The organism is Vibrio sp. NC2 (assembly GCF_025195005.1).
In the GTDB taxonomy this organism is placed as follows: Bacteria; Pseudomonadota; Gammaproteobacteria; order Enterobacterales; family Vibrionaceae; genus Vibrio; species Vibrio splendidus.
The window spans coordinates 12,859-29,567 of record NZ_JANVFC010000012.1 but is presented as its reverse complement, the minus strand read 5'-3'; the positions used below and the strand labels follow the sequence as shown (position 1 = coordinate 29,567).

The 16,709-nt window shown below is 44.6% G+C and carries 15 protein-coding genes; 8 read left to right on the top strand and 7 right to left on the bottom strand.

The features are described from left to right. Positions 1-596 precede the first annotated feature (596 nt). Positions 597-2,033 (top strand): glyceraldehyde-3-phosphate dehydrogenase, encoded by a 1,437-nt coding sequence (locus NX845_RS15585; protein ID WP_004730041.1) that lies wholly within the window; start codon positions 597-599, stop codon positions 2,031-2,033. Positions 2,034-2,314: 281 nt separating this feature from the next. On the opposite strand, the gene NX845_RS15580 is transcribed toward NX845_RS15585, so the two are convergent. Together NX845_RS15580 and hcp are read right to left on the bottom strand one after the other, a co-directional pair. Continuing rightward, entirely contained in the window at positions 2,315-3,394 is a 1,080-nt protein-coding gene (locus tag NX845_RS15580) for a hybrid-cluster NAD(P)-dependent oxidoreductase (RefSeq protein WP_108091608.1), read from the bottom strand. A gap of 119 nt (positions 3,395-3,513) precedes the next feature. Continuing rightward, positions 3,514-5,175, bottom strand: coding sequence for a hydroxylamine reductase (gene hcp / locus NX845_RS15575; protein ID WP_017093089.1), 1,662 nt, complete (start codon positions 5,173-5,175; stop codon positions 3,514-3,516). A gap of 273 nt (positions 5,176-5,448) precedes the next feature. Between hcp and NX845_RS15570 the strand changes: the two genes are divergently transcribed. Both NX845_RS15570 and NX845_RS15565 read left to right on the top strand, forming a co-directional pair. After that, on the top strand, positions 5,449-5,679 hold the full coding sequence (locus NX845_RS15570) for a hypothetical protein (RefSeq protein WP_017061777.1): 231 nt from the start codon (positions 5,449-5,451) through the stop codon (positions 5,677-5,679). Between the two features lie 53 nt (positions 5,680-5,732). Beyond that, positions 5,733-6,896 (top strand): carboxylesterase, encoded by a 1,164-nt coding sequence (locus NX845_RS15565; protein WP_017093090.1) that lies wholly within the window; start codon positions 5,733-5,735, stop codon positions 6,894-6,896. A gap of 131 nt (positions 6,897-7,027) precedes the next feature. On the opposite strand, the gene NX845_RS15560 is transcribed toward NX845_RS15565, so the two are convergent. The 3 genes from NX845_RS15560 to NX845_RS15550 all read right to left on the bottom strand — a co-directional run bounded on the left by NX845_RS15560 (position 7,028) and on the right by NX845_RS15550 (position 9,144). Further along, positions 7,028-7,642 (bottom strand): LysE family translocator, encoded by a 615-nt coding sequence (locus NX845_RS15560; RefSeq protein WP_004730033.1) that lies wholly within the window; start codon positions 7,640-7,642, stop codon positions 7,028-7,030. Between the two features lie 126 nt (positions 7,643-7,768). Then, positions 7,769-8,689 (bottom strand): LysR family transcriptional regulator, encoded by a 921-nt coding sequence (locus NX845_RS15555; protein WP_065682308.1) that lies wholly within the window; start codon positions 8,687-8,689, stop codon positions 7,769-7,771. Next, positions 8,683-9,144 carry an Lrp/AsnC family transcriptional regulator gene (locus tag NX845_RS15550; RefSeq protein ID WP_017079626.1) on the bottom strand — a complete coding sequence of 154 codons (462 nt, stop codon included), beginning with the start codon at positions 9,142-9,144 and terminating at the stop codon, positions 8,683-8,685. The genes NX845_RS15555 and NX845_RS15550 overlap by 7 nt, the downstream gene beginning before the upstream one ends. A gap of 256 nt (positions 9,145-9,400) precedes the next feature. On the opposite strand from NX845_RS15550, the gene yjeH reads away from it, so the two are divergent. Further along, positions 9,401-10,669 (top strand): L-methionine/branched-chain amino acid transporter, encoded by a 1,269-nt coding sequence (yjeH, locus tag NX845_RS15545; protein ID WP_017094691.1) that lies wholly within the window; start codon positions 9,401-9,403, stop codon positions 10,667-10,669. Positions 10,670-10,715: 46 nt separating this feature from the next. Here the strand turns inward: yjeH and NX845_RS15540 are convergent, their stop codons facing one another. Continuing rightward, positions 10,716-12,173 carry a PLP-dependent aminotransferase family protein gene (locus tag NX845_RS15540; RefSeq protein WP_065682307.1) on the bottom strand — a complete coding sequence of 486 codons (1,458 nt, stop codon included), beginning with the start codon at positions 12,171-12,173 and terminating at the stop codon, positions 10,716-10,718. A 90-nt stretch (positions 12,174-12,263) separates the two neighbouring features. Here NX845_RS15540 and NX845_RS15535 point away from each other — a divergent pair, with 90 nt between their 5' ends. Then, a complete protein-coding gene (locus NX845_RS15535) occupies positions 12,264-12,923 on the top strand; it encodes a pyridoxamine 5'-phosphate oxidase family protein (protein WP_065682306.1) in 660 nt (219 codons plus the stop codon). 82 nt (positions 12,924-13,005) lie between these two features. Further along, entirely contained in the window at positions 13,006-13,950 is a 945-nt protein-coding gene (locus NX845_RS15530; RefSeq protein WP_260256976.1) for an urea transporter, read from the top strand. A 9-nt stretch (positions 13,951-13,959) separates the two neighbouring features. Here NX845_RS15530 and NX845_RS15525 read toward each other — a convergent pair whose 3' ends face one another. Then, entirely contained in the window at positions 13,960-14,967 is a 1,008-nt protein-coding gene (locus tag NX845_RS15525) for an AraC family transcriptional regulator (protein WP_017079622.1), read from the bottom strand. Positions 14,968-15,100: 133 nt separating this feature from the next. Here NX845_RS15525 and NX845_RS15520 point away from each other — a divergent pair, with 133 nt between their 5' ends. Further along, a complete protein-coding gene (locus NX845_RS15520; RefSeq protein ID WP_017082491.1) occupies positions 15,101-15,451 on the top strand; it encodes an MFS transporter in 351 nt (116 codons plus the stop codon). Continuing rightward, positions 15,445-16,668: an HlyD family secretion protein gene (locus NX845_RS15515; protein WP_065682304.1), complete on the top strand. Its 1,224-nt coding sequence runs from the start codon at positions 15,445-15,447 to the stop codon at positions 16,666-16,668. The genes NX845_RS15520 and NX845_RS15515 overlap by 7 nt, the downstream gene beginning before the upstream one ends. The last annotated feature ends 41 nt before the right edge of the window (positions 16,669-16,709 follow it).

The window sequence follows — 16,709 nt, the reverse complement described above, 5'->3', positions numbered from 1 at the left end:
CAGTTATTATCACTCGCATAATAAGCAAACGGCCACGCTTCTCGGCTCCACAAGGTTGGGAGTAATGACTCTATAAACCAACAAACACCGAAGTTAAGTGAAATTTGTGAGATCCAATCGTTTGCGTCATGCACTTTTCGCACTCGAATTCGACGTATTTAAAGGTCGAACAAGAAAACGCATTAATCACCTTATTTGTCGTTTACTGTTTACGTGTAACTTGAGCTAACGATCACACCTTTAATGATCACTATGACTTTTATTACATATAATATTTTGATTTGAGTATTTTTTGGCGAAAAATAAGTGCTACAGATTGTTAAAGTCAATAGCCTTTATCGACACTAAAAACTTGATTTATGGCTAATATAAAGCCAACTTACAGATAATTTGTCTGCATTTATTTTTCCTAGCAGAATAACCCGTCGTACCTTACAATCCTGCCACATAAAAATTACAAGTTGCACACAAGGCATATTAAACACATTTAAGTGGCAATATAGACCACAGCCTGATGCCTCAAATCCCCTATGCTGATTGGCTTCCCTACAACCGCCATGAATGCAGAAACTTAACGTGAAAGGTCCCGAGTAAAGATGAGTCCCGAAAAGCACCTCCTAGACTGGCAAACTAGTCAAACTATTGCTGAATCCATCGCTCCAACTTTAGGTCAGTTATACCGTCAAAAAGGCGTAGAAGTTATCCTCTTCGGTAAGACCCTGGTTAACGCGACAACTATCGACATCATCAAAGCTCACCGTATCGCAAAACGTTACACTGGTTCTCCTCTTACAGCAGAACAGACTCAACCAATCATTCAACACCTTCTCTCTATGGACTTGTCTCCATGTCGTATTGATGTTGGTCGCCTTGCCCATGCATTCTGGCAAGATCGCGAAGACACTCACGGATTGGATGATTTTCTACAAACTGCACTTGTAGAATCGCTTCAAGGCGATGCAATGACAGAACCTCGTGACGTTGTATTGTACGGTTTTGGTCGTATTGGCCGACTGCTAACTCGTCTATTGATCGAGAAAAGTGGCCCAGGTTACCCACTTCGTTTACGTGCAATCGTTGTACGTGGTGGCAAAGACGGCGACCTAGAAAAACGTGCTAGCCTACTTCGTCGTGACTCTGTTCACGGCCAGTTCAACGGTAGCATCGTAGTTGACCAAGAACGTAAAGCAATCATCGTAAACGGCAACTTCATTCAAGTTATCTACGCAAACAAGCCAGAAGAAGTGGATTACACGACTTACGGTATTGAAAATGCACTTGTGGTTGATAACACAGGTGTATGGCGTGACGCTGAAGGCCTAAGCCAACACGTTGCGTGTAACGGTGCGAAGAAAGTACTACTGACTGCGCCAGGCAAAGGCGACATCAAGAACGTCGTATTTGGTGTGAACGAGAATGTCATTCAACCAGAAGACACAATCATCTCTGCTGCAAGCTGTACGACAAACGCAATCACGCCAGTATTGAAAGCGGTTCACGACAAATTCGGCGTACTGTCTGGTCACATTGAAACGGTTCACTCATTTACCAATGACCAAAACCTAATCGATAACTTCCACTCAGGCGACCGTCGTGGTCGTGCTGCATCATTGAACATGGTTCTGACATCGACTGGTGCTGCTAAAGCGGTATCAAAAGCGATGCCAGAAATGGAAGGTAAGCTAACAGGTAATGCGATTCGCGTACCTACGCCAAATGTTTCAATGGCAGTAGCAAACCTAAACCTTGAGAAAGGCACAAACAAAGAAGAATTGAACGAGTACCTGCGTGAAATGGCGCTGTCTTCTTCTCTGTCTGCACAAATTGATTACACAGATTCGACTGAGATTGTATCGACGGACTTGGTTGGCTCTCGCCACCCTGGTGTGGTTGACGGTGTTGCGACTATCGCACAAGACAACCGTGCTGTTCTGTACATTTGGTACGACAACGAGTTTGGCTACAGCTGTCAGGTTGTTCACTGTATGGAACAAATGATGGGTGTGCGCTACAAGACTTACCCTGAAGTATAAACTGCTTAGAGCCTGTAAATTGCTTAGATTCTATTACTTCCTTAGATTCTATAAACAGTTTTAGGTAACCAGCTCCACAACATAATAATTATATCTGCGAGGTCTGTAATGGGCTTTGCAACCCTTCTTGTTTTACTCCCCCGTATAAACAGGAAGGTTGCCACTTAGATCTGCTCTCTCTATCTGATCTAAGTGGCCTTTTTACATCTGGCAAGCTAACTTTTATCGCTATGATAAGAACTTTATCCTCGTCACTCTTGGAAAGCTTCACTTCACATCTGTTACAACTCAACCTCAACATCTGACTGAATCGCACTCGAACACGCGAGTACATAACCTTGCTCAATCTGTTCTGGCGTCAATGTTTCTTGGCTGCTTGATTCCACTGAACCTTTGGTTACTTTACACTTGCAAGAACCACAAATCCCACTGCGACAAGCAATAATAATCGGAACACCAGCTTTCTCTAATGAATCAGCGAGTGGTGTGCCCGCCTCCGCTTCTACTTCTGCGCCAAATGCAGGAACAAATACCTTAACGGCACCATTTGAATCTGCAGACGCTTCTGCTTGTGGTTCTTCTGAAGCAGTATTGCTATTGGCTAGTGAATTATTACTTTGAGTCGCGGGAGTAAAACTTTCTTGGTAGAAGTTATCCATGTTGAACTCAAGTTCTTTCAGGTAGTTCTCTATGTCTTGCATAAAGCTAACCGGCCCACACAAGTATACGGTTCTGTCTAAGATGTCTGGGCTGAGTGTTACCAACCAGTTCTTGTCTAAACGACCTTGGGGAGCAGTTGTTCCTTCACTGTCTTTCAGAAGCAACTTAAGGTTAAAGTTAGCGTGTGTCTCATCGAGTTGGTTGAGCTCTTCAAAGTAGATAGTCTCGCGTCGATTACGTGCCATGTGAACAAAATCGATTTCAACATCACTGCCTTGAGCCAACCAATACTTCGCCATCGCCATCACCGGAGTGATACCGCAACCCGCGCTCACTAGCGTTACTTTCTTTGTCGCCGTTGGCATGCAATCAATACAGTTAAACGCACCAGCAGGCTTCAATACAGAAACCTCATCACCTTCATCAAGTTCATCAACAATAAAGTTCGAAACCAAGCCACCTTCCACACGCTTTACCGTCAGCTTCAGGCGGTTATCTTCAGGACAAGACGCTACAGAATAAGCACGGTAATCCGTTTTCGCCGGCATATCCAAACCCAGAGTAATAAATTGCCCTGGCTTAAAGTTGAAATGTAAGTCTTGTGGAACGCTGCCAAGCTCAAAGCTGACCGTATCTGGCGTCTCGTGCCATTTCTTTAAACACACTAAATTGATTGAATCGCTGTCCGACCATGCATACATAGTTCGTGTACCTTGCTAATGACTAGATGATTAAATGACTAAAGATTTAAATCGAAAAAGCCCCGCCGTTGTCTGTTTTAGAAAAACGTCACAACAACGGGGCTTAGAGTTGGCTTAAATTAAGCCGCTAAGATTGTTTTAAGATCTTGCTCTGGCGTTGAAATAGAACGCATATCGAACTCGTCTTGCATAATCTTTAATAGGTTTTCTGTTAGGAAAGCTGGCGCTGTTGGGCCCGTGTAAATACCTTTCACACCAAGAGCGAACAGGGTAAGCAGGATAACGATCGCTTTTTGCTCGAACCAAGATAGAACTAGCGTTAACGGAAGTTCGTTGATACCACAATCAAACTCTTGAGACAGTGCGATAGCAAGCTGAATCGCAGAGTAAGCATCGTTACATTGGCCAACATCTAACAGACGTGGGATACCGTTAATGTCGCCGAATTGGTTTTTGTTGAAACGGAATTTACCACATGCAAGTGTCAGAATTACTGAATCTTCTGGCGCTTGAGCTGTGAAGTCTGTGTAGTAGCTACGTTCAGATTTGTCACCGTCACAACCACCGACTAGGAAGAAGTGTTTGATGTTGCCTTCTTTTACTTGCTCGATAACCGCCGGAGCCGCTTCCATCAGTGCGTTACGACCAAAACCGACAGTGATCATTTGCTCGATCTCGTCGTGTTTGAAGCCTTCTTGCGCAAGAGCACAGTCGATTACTGCGCTGAAATCGTCGCCTTCAAGGTGATCAACACCAGGCCAGCCTACGATGCTACGCGTAAATAGACGATCAGCGTATGAGCCTACATCAGGGTTAAGCAGGCAGTTAGATGTCATTACGATGGCACCAGGGAAGTTAGCGAATTCTTTTTGCTGGTTCTGCCAAGCGCTGCCGTAGTTACCCGCAAGGTGTGGGTACTTGTTCAGTTCAGGGTAACCGTGTGCAGGTAGCATCTCACCGTTAGTGTAAACGTTGATGCCCTTGCCTTCAGTTTGTTGAAGGATCTTTTCTAGATCATGCAAGTCGTGACCAGAAACAAGAATACAGTGGCCTTTCTTAGTCTTCACGTTCACGGTTGTTGGTTGAGGGTGACCAAATGTATCTGTCTCACCTTTATCCAACATTTCCATGACTTTGTAGTTCATCAAGCCAATCTGCATAGACGTATCTAGCAGTTGTTTTAGGTCAGATGGGTCAGTACCTAAGAAAGCCATGATTTCATGGTATTCAGCAAAGATAGCATTGTCAGTTTGACCAAGAACACGCGCATGCTCCATGTAGGCTGCCGCACCTTTTAAGCCGTATAGGCAAAGAAGGCGAAGGCCAATCACATCTTCGTGTTGAGAGTCGTGACCACGGTTTACAGCAGCTTGAGGCGCAAGTGCCAATAGCTCTGAAGAATCTGTTGGAAGATCGAACTGTGCTGCTGCAGAAAGTTCTGGAATTTCAAAACCAATCAATGTTGCTGCTGCGCGAACTTTTTGCTCTAAACGCTGCTTGAATTCATGAGACTGTTGTGCGAACTCGATAATACGAGCAGGGTCGAAGTTAACGTTAGTCAGTGTTGCGAAGAACGCTTTTGGTGCCCATTCATCAATTTCAGTATCAATAACATCGCAAGCACGGCCTAAATTGGCCCAGAAAGAAACACCTTGAAGAGAATGCACCAACACGTCTTGAAGGTCGGATACTTCCGATGTTTTACCACACATACCTTGTGCGAAAGAACAGCCTTTTACGGTTGGGGTTTGAATTGTTTGTTCACATTGAATACAGAACATAAGGGCTCCAGTAATATTTTAGTTAACTGTAAGTACTTTGCTTACAGTGACTTATTCCAAACCCTATAGAGCATCAACCGTGCCAACTTTTAACTCATTGATTTTATTAACCTTATCTTTATCCCCTTATTTTAGTGCGTGATTATGACTACATATAAACTCTCTATCCACACACACCTGTGTCATAGTGACTCTCTAGAATTATTTGGTGGTGTTCATGTTTCGTTCAGAATAGAAGCGATATAGTAACAACATAGAAAAAGAGGAATGAATATGAAAAATATATTAGTTACGATTGTTGCGTTGTTTACTGGCCTATTGGCGTTATTCACTAGCTTGATCCTTGCTATTCCTTTAGCTATTGCAGCTTTAATTACTGGCAAGCGCATTCAGAATCAAATGAAGAAACAAGGGTTCGCAGCTCATATGAACACTCGTCAGTCATCAACCAATGATGCCGGTGTTATTGAAGGTGAATACGAAGACCTTTCAAGCAAAAAGTAATCTAAACTTAAGTTTCAAACATAGTGAAAGCACAACAGAGACAACATTAAAAAATGCATAGAAATACCATTCTAACGCTGCTCGCCTTAACGACTTTAAGTCTCGTTGGTTGTTCCAACGAGACATCGATACCCGCTTACGAAACATCTCCAGACTTGCCTAGCTATCAGCAAGACAACTTTGATGCCTACGTCAATGACACCCAAGATTGGTTATTGAAAAACCGCGTGTTCATGACAAAAGACAAGCAGCTTGAGATTCAACTGAACTCCCCGACTGAATACAAACCAGCCTCACCAAACGGCAAGGCAGTGTTATTGGTCCATGGATTAGGTGATTCACCCTATTCGTTTAAAGACATCGCTACCCATTTGGCTGAGCAAGGTTACTTAGTGAGAACGGTATTGCTTCCGGGTCACGGTAGTCGTGTGGGTGACCTAATGCAACCGAGCTTAGATGATTGGCAAGGTGTGGTCGCTCACCATACCAAGTTGCTTGAGCAAGAGTATGATTCTGTGTGGCTTGGCGGCTATTCAACAGGCGCAAATCTCGTCACTTCGCAAGCGATGAACGATCCAAAGATCTCCGGATTACTGCTGTTCTCTCCTGCGTTTCAACCAAGCTCGTCTGCCGTTCAATACGCGGGGCTCGCAAGCTACTTTTTCACTTGGGCTGATCAAGATCCTGAAGACAACGTGTTGCGTTACAACTCATTGCCAATGAACGGTGCCTCGGTTTACTACGAGACATCAGAAGTCGTTCGTGATGACTTACAAGATAAGCACTTCGATAAACCGGTGTTTATTATGATGAGTGAAGGCGACAGCGTGATTGACACCAGTTTCGTTCAACAAGCGTTTACTGAATCGATGCCCAACCCAAACAATGTGTTGATCTGGCAAGGTGAGACGACACTCGATGATCCGCGAGCGGTTCAGTACAGCATGAAACTCCCGGAACAACGCATCTCGAACGGTTCTCACATGGGTTTACTGTTCTCACCAAGCAATCCGTATTACGGAATCAATGGTAGCGAGAAGATCTGCTCCAATGGTCAAGAGGAAGGTTTTGAAGAACAGTGCAACGCGACAAGTGAAGTTTGGTACTCAGCATGGGGATATCGTGAAGATGGAAAAAACCATGCACGTTTGACCTATAACCCTTACTTTGCTGACTCAATGAAAGAATTAGACTCGGTTCTAAACTCAGCAGGCTAACTTCCTTTAACAGTTAACTGTTAGCGTTTAGCGGTTAGCGGTTAGCGTTTAGCGTGTAGATAGGTAGAAACAAAAACGGCTCACAAGATAACCTCTTGTGAGCCGTTTTAGATCTTAAGGTCTAGTGATGACTAAATCATCCACACCACACGCACAGCAAGCAGAATCAACACCACACCTGACAATCGGTCAATCAACTGCGCTTTCGAACGAATACGTTCAACAATCAAAGGGCTAGACAGCACCAAGGTTATAAATGTGTACCATAAACCGTCTACAAGTAGCGGTGTTGAGACGATAATCACTTGATTGGTCAGTTCATTACCTAACGCAACAAATTGGCTAAACAGAGCGATGAAGAACAGCGCGATTTTTGGGCTCAAGATAGAGATCAAGAAAGCCTCGCGAGCAGACTGCATGTAACTCATCTGCTCACCCGCTTCCAATTTCGCGGCAACACCACCTTTCGAACGCAACGCATTCACGCCGAGATAAAGCAGATACGCTGCACCCGCTAAACTAATGCCTTTGAACAACGTGGGGGATTGCTCAAGCACAACGGCTAAACCAACAATGGTTGCGAACGCATAAATACCGATGCCTACGGCGTGAGACCAAGCCGCGATAAGCCCGTTCATACGGCCACCAGCCAGACTGTGTTTTGCAATCATCGCCAAGCTTGGGCCCGGAGACATTGCACCCAACAAGCAAATCGCTAATAAAGAAAACCAAATTGTTACTGTCATCATTCCATTCCTAGTAAAACAAAGCGCCCAGCGGAACGCTCTTTGCTTAATACTCAATACTTAGCACTTACAATAATTCGCAGGAGGTATTATTTGAAATCAAAGATTATCATTACACCTATGATTTCAAGTCATACTGATATTGTAACTCGACTTCTGCATCGCTTGGAATGCCTTTTCTCTCGCCCATTTGTGGGCAGAGTCGTTGTCATACTTGGGATGCCACATTAACCAATAGGTGTGCATTTCCGTATCAAATGGCAAAGAAAAATAGGCAGTATCGAGGTGCCGACCTAGGTTATAGGCGATATGTTCAGGCACAATCATCAAATAATCATCTTGCATTAACACTGTGCCTGCGGATGAAAAGAACGGAACCTGCAGAGCCACTCTTCGTTTAAGCCCTTTTTTCTTCAATGCTATGTCCGCGTAGCTGTCTTTATCTCCGCCACCTGTCACTTTGATGTGAGAGTAGCTGACGATATCTTCTGCACTTAAAACCGCTTGCTGAGCCAATGGGTGCGACTTGCGCATCAAACACACCGATTTATCTTCACCAAGCTTAATGCTTGATACATGTTCTGGCTTTGTGGGAAACATACTAGAAGCCAAATGAATACCCGACTCGTTCAGAGCTTCAAGGTAATTTGGCTGCCACAAACGGAAGGCCAAATTAATGTTGGGGGCTTCGGCGGACACCTCTGCAACAATAACAGGAAGAATATACTGAGCCACATAGTCACTCGAAGACAATACCAGTTCACCCTGCCAGTCTTGCGGTTCAAAGGGTTTATCGTCTAAAAGGTGGTCGAACTCTCCAAGCAAGTCATCGAGTTTGCCTTTGAGCAACAAAGCGCGGTTAGTCGGAACCAGTTTGTTGCCATCACGAACCAGCAAAGGATCGCCACATAGATCTCTAAGCTGAGCCAGTTGACGGCTCACCGCCGACTGCGTGATGTGCAAACGCTGAGCTGTTCGACTGACATGACACTCTTCAAGAAGCACATGCAGAGAGCGCAGTAGGTTTAAGTTGATATTACCTAACATGAATGCACCGTCGCATTCTGTTTGTTGAAAAATTCCGTCAAGACAGTATGAGTCATGAGGTGTCGAAGCTCTGGATAGCTTTGCAGCCGATCGCGAATTTGGTTCAAACGCTCCATGCTTTCAACTTCAACATAAAGCATCATGTCAGTCTCACCGCTAATAGAGTGGCACCATTGCACCTCATCAATACTCTGGATTCGTGTCGCGTAAGACTCACAACTATGGTCGCTGCTCGACATGTCGAACTTCAACAAGATGTACGCGCACACATTCTTCGTTTGATTGGGCTCTACCACTTGAGCACAATAACCCGTAATCACTTTGTCGCTTTCCAGTTTCTTGATTCTGGCATTCACCGCCGAACGCGAGAGACTGACATCTCGGGCGATATCGCTCACTGAGCATCGTGCATTGGTTTTGAGAATATCCAAAATTTGGCGATCAAATTTATCCATGCTTCTGATTCTTTCCATTTATTGTTCTATTTATAACGCCTAATTTGACACAACTTTCCTACTTATAACAGCCATTATGACAGCCGACACTTTCACGCTTAATCAAGTTAAAACCGTTAAATTGACGGTGTCTTAAGACGTTTCGCTAGCTGTATTATTGATGTCGACAATGTATGCTCTCATTCATAGCATCACCCAAACATCAGAAAGCAGGCACAAGAAGGCCGATATGATAAGCCAATAGCTAGGAGAGCGAATGACACAACTCAAACAAGAAATCACGCTTATTTCAGGAATCGGACAACTCTCGACTACCTTGCTAGGCACTGGCTTATTTATGATCCCTGCGATCGCAGCAGGCATTGCAGGACAGTTGTCACTGCTCGCATGGTTAATCCTGTTTATCGCTATTTGCCCGATTGCACTAACCTTTGCCGCACTAGGAAAACGCTACCCCAATGCAGGTGGCACGGCCTATTTTGTGCGTCAAGCATTCAGTGAGCGATTAGAAACCAGCGTGGCTTGGTTATTTGTGAGTGTAATTCCTGTCGGTATTCCGGCTGCGATTGCATTGGCTGGAGGTTTTGCACAACAACTATTGCCAGCACCACTCGACACACCACTTGGCGCTCAATCCTTTACTGTAGCCCTGCTAATTGCCGTCAATTTGATGGGCAGTAAGTCTTCTGGCCGCTTACAAACGGTGATTGCCTTGTCGATTTTTGCCTTGGTTAGCGCCTTTGTTTGGAAAGCCGACATCACAGCAGCTGACATCGCAGTTCCGACCATGACGTCCGATTCGATGTGGTCGATTGGCGCAGCCTTAGCGGTGATGTTTTGGTGCTTTGTCGGGATAGAAGCCTTTGCTCACATGGGAGAAGAATTTAAAAATCCACAGCGTGACTTTCCCATCGCTATCATTGCAGGGTGTTTCGTTGCGGGCATAGTGTACTGGGCTTGCTCGGTGGTTATTATCAAGCTAGGCGCTTATGGCTCACCTGAATTTGATGCTGCATCCATCCCGTGGGTAACAGAACAACTGTTTGGTAATGGCTTCAAAACCGTCATCAGTGTGCTTGGTTTCTTTGCTTGTTTTGCTAGCCTAAACCTTTACACACAAAGCTTGTCTCGCATGATATGGGCTCAGGCTCGCCAACACACTCCTGAAAGTAGAATGGCTCAACTCAATAGCCGTGGTGTACCACTTTACCCAACCTTAGCAATTGGCTTTGTCGCGCTTATCTCTTGTGTGATTGGTGAGTTGTCTAATCTCGATCTCGAATTCTTTCTTAAACTCGCCAACGGTATTTTCGTACTGGTTTATCTGCTTGCGATGTTAGCGGCTTGCCGATTATTGACTGACGCATCTAGATACATTGCCATGCTCTCACTGGTGATCTGTACCTTGGTGTTTATCTGCCTAAGTTGGTCGATGCTCTATGCAGTGACTGTTTTTGTGACATTGTCACTTCCTTGGCGTAAGTGGCTAGGTAAAGGTAAAGCCGTTTCTGTCGACAAGCTATAACTCGATTAATGATGAATCGACAAACTGTAAGCAAGCCCTACCAATATTACTGATAAAAAAGCCGAGCGATCTGTGTGATCTTCGGCTTTATCTCAGCCAAACGAATATTTCCAAACCCCAACACCGCCCCATTCCAATCACGAGCATCACTTGATCCATATTCATAAAAGTCAAAAGGACGAATGATGATATTTTCAAGCTCTGCTCTACGGCTCCACTCTTGTTCAGATATGCTTTGATACCACTTTACGGTCACGTGTAGCCCTGCCGCTTGGCTAATCACTTCAAGATCGCCATGGAACTCACTTTTAATCGCTTCTATCATCGCTTCATACTTGAGTTTGTATGAACGACGCATCTTTCTAATATGACGCAATAAATCGCCTTCGCGAACAAAATCCGCCAAAGCTTCTTGTGTATGAGACGCCGTGTCTCCCGTGAGCGCGTCTTTAATCTCAAGACACTTCGCCACCAGACTTTCTGGCACGACTAAATAACCTAATCGCAGGCCATTGAACATCACCTTACTCAGAGAGCCGACATAGATGATGCGATCATCGAACCCTAACTTACCCGCCAAACCTTGCATGCTGGTATAAGGGCGATGAGCAAACTGGAACTCACTGTCGTAGTCATCTTCAATGATCCATGACTGATGCTTGTTAGCCCAATCGATCAACTTGAGGCGTTGCTCAGTGTTGAGGGTCGTGCCCATTGGGTATTGATTACTCGGCGTGACATAGAGAGCTTTAGCATTACTGGACAACACTTTTTCAATATCTAACCCAACCTTTTCACGCACACTCACACCGTCTAGCTCTAGCCTCAATAGATCGATAATTTTATGCACTTGTCGATAGCCCGGCTCTTCCACAAGGATTTTGTCGCCCATCGCTAACGTCGCCATCAAACCAATTGATATGGCTTGCTGCGCACCAGCGGTGATGATAATTCTATCGGCACTGCAGTGAACCGAGCGACTACTTGCAAGATATCCGCTCAATGCTTCCCTCAAGGCCAAGCTTCCCTGAACCTCTTGATTACCCGCAATGTTCTGACGTGTAGAGTGACGTTGCAGCAGCCTCTGCCATTTCGCAAAAGGGAATGCATCTAAGTCAGGAACTCCGGGGGCAAAGCTGCGGTTAATATCGTTAGGGGTCGCTATGTTTGTAGTCGGTTTACTGACTGTTTGTTTAACCTTCGCATCCTGAACACACTTCGGCTGAGACAAACTTAGGAAATGCTCGGGTTGTTCAACTGAGACATAAAACCCTGAGCCTTGCTTACTCTCGATATAGCCTTCAGTAACCAGTTGTTCGTACGCATAAATCACCGTATTTCGACTCACCGATAACTCAACGGCCAACTTGCGTGTTGAAGGTAACTTACTGCCCTTACTCCATAAATCGTGAACGATCTTCTCTCTGATCGCGTGAAACAAAGCGGTTTGGCGCGTGTCGTGTTGTTCGTCTAACTGTAGATCACCGACATCAATAGGCTGCATAACTGGATCCAAATAGTGTTTAAAAGTGGCTCTATTTAATAGACCAGTTAATCACTACATTAATCAAAAGGCAATGATTAAGGAGCGATTATGTTATCTAACACGAAAAGAACCACGATTAAAAAAGGGGCTCATAAAGCCGTATTTGAACAAGAGAAACTTCATCAAATCATAGATGAGAGCTTAATCGCACACATTGCATTGCAAGGCGAACAAGGGCCAATGGTTATCCCGATGCTCGCGTGGCGAGTCGATGACATGGTTTACATTCATGGGGCCAAAAACAGTCGCTTATTGAGAGATCTAAAAAAGGGAGATCCAACCTGCTTAACGTTCACTTTGTTCGATGGTTGGGTGTTGGCTCGTTCGGCATTTCATCACAGCGCGCATTATCGTTCTGCTGTGATATTGGGGTCATTTTCAGTCATCGATGACAATCAAGAAAAGGATCGCTTGTTGAATATCTTTATTGAGCAAATCGCGCCGGGCAGAACCGATGAAGTGAGGCTCAGTAATGAGAAAGAGCTCACCGCAACCGAGCTATTGGCGATACCTTTAACGGAAGCCTCCGTGAAGATTGGTAAACATGGCGTGAATGATGATAAGACTGATATGGATATCCCAGTATGGGCTGGCGTATTACCTTATCGAACGGTCGTAGGGCCTTTAGAAACGGTTCCAGAGCAAGAAGGCATCATTGAAACACCAGATTACCAACAAGCCTATGGTGAGCGCTGGTATCAGAATTGATACACAAAGATGGTCAACTTAATAAAATTGTATACAATCTGAATTACAAAAATTTAACATGACAAAATAATGTAATCAGACGATGAGAACGAATAAGGATATTCAACCATTTCAAGGCTTGCTCAATGGCATTGGGCAAGTCTATTTCACACCGTCTGTTATGACGTCGCTCCTGCTATTACTTGCCATTTCTATTGAGTCACTTGCACTGGCTTTTCTTACTTTGCTTGGCGCCAGTTGCAGCTATGCATTAGCCTTCTGTTGCTATATCTACACCAACACCAACACCAACACCAACACCAACACCAACAAGGCAGCTTACGATATTGATAGTGGTATGTATGCGTTAAATGGGGCTTTAATTGGTTTATTTATCGGTAACTTTTTTGGTGTCACACCATTATTGGTTCTAGTGACTGTGTTAGGCGCAGTACTCACAGTCCCGATTGCCAACATTGTATTCAGATTTAAAAAATATCGCGGTTACACTAGCGCCTTTATCCTCACTTCTTGGCTGATTTATGCTATCCAATCAACCTTGGATCTATCGGCATTTTCTCCATCCAACTCCGCATTGATACCAATAATCAGTTTTGAGGCAAACTCGTGGTTCAACCTGCCGCCAGTAGTGATCCCATGGTTAAAAGGGATAAGCCAAGTCAGCTTCATCGAAAATGCGTTGTCGGGGCTAGTTATCTTGGTTGCCATCGCACTCAACAATATCAAGCATGCCATTTGGATTATGCTCGCAGTAATAATTAGCACCGTATTTAGCGGTTTGATTGGCGCTTCTAGCGAACTGGTAGCGCAAGGTCTTTACGGGTACAACGCCATTCTTGCCACTTTAGCACTTGTGCTCTATCCGCGAATCCCTTGGCCGTTAACCCTATTAGGCATGCTATTAAGCTGTGTAATCACACTTGGTTTTCATGAACTGTCACTACTACCACTCACCGCCCCTTTCATTTTGAGCACTTGGGTCGTGGTTTACTTATCTGGCCTAACGCAAGAACCGAAGGCCAGTTAGGCAACATAGTCACAGTCCGGTTTTTAAGCGCTCCACATATTGCTTGGGCGTCAAGCCTCGATGTTTCTTAAACATCCGATTAAAGCTCGCGACGTTGGTATAACCTAACCTCGTCGCCACTTCTTCCACTGGCACTGAATACAACAATAGCTCCACCGCCACGTTACTTAACGCGTATCCCATGATGGTAGAAAAGTTAACACCCAATTTGTGTAATCGTCGTTGGAACTGCTGTTCTGATAAACCGAGTAGACTGGAAACTTTATGTAGCGTTGGCAGGCCGAAATGGCGACTATAATTGATCATCTCATAAGTCACTTTATGCTCATCCTCGGCGTCGGGCATGTTGAGGTAATTGTCTAAGTCATGGAAGTTCATCGCCAAACTCATCTTGCCGACAGACGGTGATTGGTTGATCGACAACCTCAAGTGGCTCGGTATCCAAATCTCAGTCCGTGGTTGGCCCCACTGAATATTGCACCCAAAGTACTCCTGATAAAGTTGAGTATTTTCGCGATAACCAGCGATAGATACGGCTGCGGGGGTAAAATCGTCTCCCAAGTATCGTCTCAATATCTTCATCATAAAGATGGCGACTCGAATCGAGTCATGAACTTTACCAGTCTCAGAATACGCAGGGTTGTCGTAACACCACTTGATGAGTTTACCGACTTGAGCGCCATAGAGAAAAGCACCAGACTGCAAACAGTGCAGGCCAATGTTAACTCGACGAATAGAAGAAGCCAGATCGTGTCCAGAGAAAAACCAGTTCGAGAGAGGACCTAGCCTTTCAATATCCACCCTATCAGCAAGCTTCAAGATAATATCAGAATCGCCTGTTTGCTGTTCAAGCAAGCCATACCATTTGTCCACTTCGCCAACGGGAATAAGGCTCATCGGGTTGTTAAATACCGACTTGGGGATACCTAATTGCTCTACATTCACGAACTTATTGGTCGTTGCGTGTTGGTAAAGACCTAGAATTCCCAATGCTCTTAAGAAGTTACAATTGTTCATTAGCTACCATACTTAGAAGTCACTATTACTGATCAAATCATATTGGCATCATTATTAAAGTAATTGGTAAATTTTCAACTTATAAATCTGATATCAATCACACTCTGTGCTCAATTTAACCTAGGGTTTATCAATGAGTTTAGTGAGTGTCCCATTTGTCGGCACCGGCGCCGATACCGCTCTACACGTTGTAGCAGGCGTTGTATTGATCGCAACTATCGCTGCTGCATGTTACGGGTTCTGGCGTGTGCATGAATTACCAATCAATAAAGCTCACAGCAAAGAGCACCAACAACTCGGTTTGATCACCGCATTAACTTGGATTGGTTTTATCTGGCACTGGGTATGGGTACTCGCCGTCATCTTGGCCTTTGTTGATATGGAAAAAGCCATCATCAATCTGAGAGACACCTGGAAAGCGCCGCCAAAATCTGATGTACCGCCGGAACAAAATGATAAAAATGAGGAGAACCCAGTATGTTAGAAGGTTTAGCTATTTGGGCACTGTTCATTTATTTACTGAGACTGGTCGGTATGCCTTGGAATAAAGGCACCAAAGCGTTTGCTTACTTAGGTGGTACATCTTGGTTGATGTTCGTATGGGTTGGGTTAATCAACTTTACTCCGATGGACCTATCTGGAGGGTCGGTTGTTCAGTCTCCACATATTCAATTACGTCCGGACTCAACAGCGGTCACAGGAAAAACCACAAAGGTTCACATCAGCCCAAACCAAGATGTGGTTGAAGGGCAACTTCTTTACGAAATTGATGACACTAAGTATGTGATTGCGAGAGACAAAGCAGGCGTTCAACTTGAGTCAACAAAAGTCGCTTTAGATACCGCTCGCCAAGAAGTCAGCATTGCTAAAATTAGCTATCAGTCGGCGCTAGAAGACATCAAAACATCTATTGCACAGATAGAGTCAGCAAAGACCGATCTAGTGTTGCAATCTAAGACCCTTGACCGTTACCAGAAACAAAACAGTGTCGTAGAACATACGATTACAGAAACTGACATCGACCAACAAACAGCAAAGGTAGACTTAGCGACGTATAACGTTACCACATTGGAATCTCAGCTTAGCAAGAAAGAAGTCGATGCCGAGAATGCGAAATTAAACATCCACAAAGCTGAAACCAATGTAAGCAAGAAGCAGACTGAGGTCGATTCAGCAAAAGCAACATTGGCACAAGCACAATGGGACTTGAACAGTACCAAAGTCACGGCACCGACTGACGGCTTTGTAACGAACTTTATCCTTCGTGAGGGTCAACGCGTTTCAATGATGCCTCGTATCCAGATGTATACCGAAGAGAAGTACGTATTGATGCGAGTCAATCACCAAGCGATTCGCAATGTTAAGGTGGGTCAGCCAGCAGAATTTTCGACCGCGGTATACCCGGGGAAAATATTCTCTGCAACCGTAGAAGGCATTGTTGAAGCGACGGGTGAGGCACAAGCTAGCTTATTAGGTATTGATGAACAGGTTCGCGTTACCACAGGCAGAAACCTCCAAAACAAACACCACTTTGTCCGCTTAAAAATTGACGAAGCAGAAGGTTACGATATTCCTGTCGGCTCCGTTGGGTTAGCTTGGGTAAGCGGTGAGAAACCAATTGGCTTTATGGGCTTCCTAGACGTAATACGCGGGATTATCATTCGAATGAAATCTCAGTTGTACTTCTTTTACTCAATCTAACTTAAGTACCAAGTCAATCAATACAAAGCCAGTATGCCCTT

Bases quoted from the DNA above. Each gene is read 5' to 3' on its own strand.
- NX845_RS15585 (WP_004730041.1), top strand. From the start codon at position 597: ATGAGTCCCGAAAAGCACCTCCTAGACTGGCAAACTAGTCAAACTATT.
- NX845_RS15525 (WP_017079622.1), bottom strand. From the start codon at position 14,967: ATGAACAATTGTAACTTCTTAAGAGCATTGGGAATTCTAGGTCTTTAC.
- NX845_RS15555 (WP_065682308.1), bottom strand. From the start codon at position 8,689: ATGTTAGGTAATATCAACTTAAACCTACTGCGCTCTCTGCATGTGCTT.
- NX845_RS15540 (WP_065682307.1), bottom strand. From the start codon at position 12,173: ATGCAGCCTATTGATGTCGGTGATCTACAGTTAGACGAACAACACGAC.
- NX845_RS15550 (WP_017079626.1), bottom strand. From the start codon at position 9,144: ATGGATAAATTTGATCGCCAAATTTTGGATATTCTCAAAACCAATGCA.
- yjeH (WP_017094691.1), top strand. From the start codon at position 9,401: ATGACACAACTCAAACAAGAAATCACGCTTATTTCAGGAATCGGACAA.
- NX845_RS15520 (WP_017082491.1), top strand. From the start codon at position 15,101: ATGAGTTTAGTGAGTGTCCCATTTGTCGGCACCGGCGCCGATACCGCT.
- hcp (WP_017093089.1), bottom strand. From the start codon at position 5,175: ATGTTCTGTATTCAATGTGAACAAACAATTCAAACCCCAACCGTAAAA.
- NX845_RS15565 (WP_017093090.1), top strand. From the start codon at position 5,733: ATGCATAGAAATACCATTCTAACGCTGCTCGCCTTAACGACTTTAAGT.
- NX845_RS15515 (WP_065682304.1), top strand. From the start codon at position 15,445: ATGTTAGAAGGTTTAGCTATTTGGGCACTGTTCATTTATTTACTGAGA.
- NX845_RS15535 (WP_065682306.1), top strand. From the start codon at position 12,264: ATGTTATCTAACACGAAAAGAACCACGATTAAAAAAGGGGCTCATAAA.
- NX845_RS15530 (WP_260256976.1), top strand. From the start codon at position 13,006: ATGAGAACGAATAAGGATATTCAACCATTTCAAGGCTTGCTCAATGGC.
- NX845_RS15560 (WP_004730033.1), bottom strand. From the start codon at position 7,642: ATGACAGTAACAATTTGGTTTTCTTTATTAGCGATTTGCTTGTTGGGT.
- NX845_RS15580 (WP_108091608.1), bottom strand. From the start codon at position 3,394: ATGTATGCATGGTCGGACAGCGATTCAATCAATTTAGTGTGTTTAAAG.
- NX845_RS15570 (WP_017061777.1), top strand. From the start codon at position 5,449: ATGAAAAATATATTAGTTACGATTGTTGCGTTGTTTACTGGCCTATTG.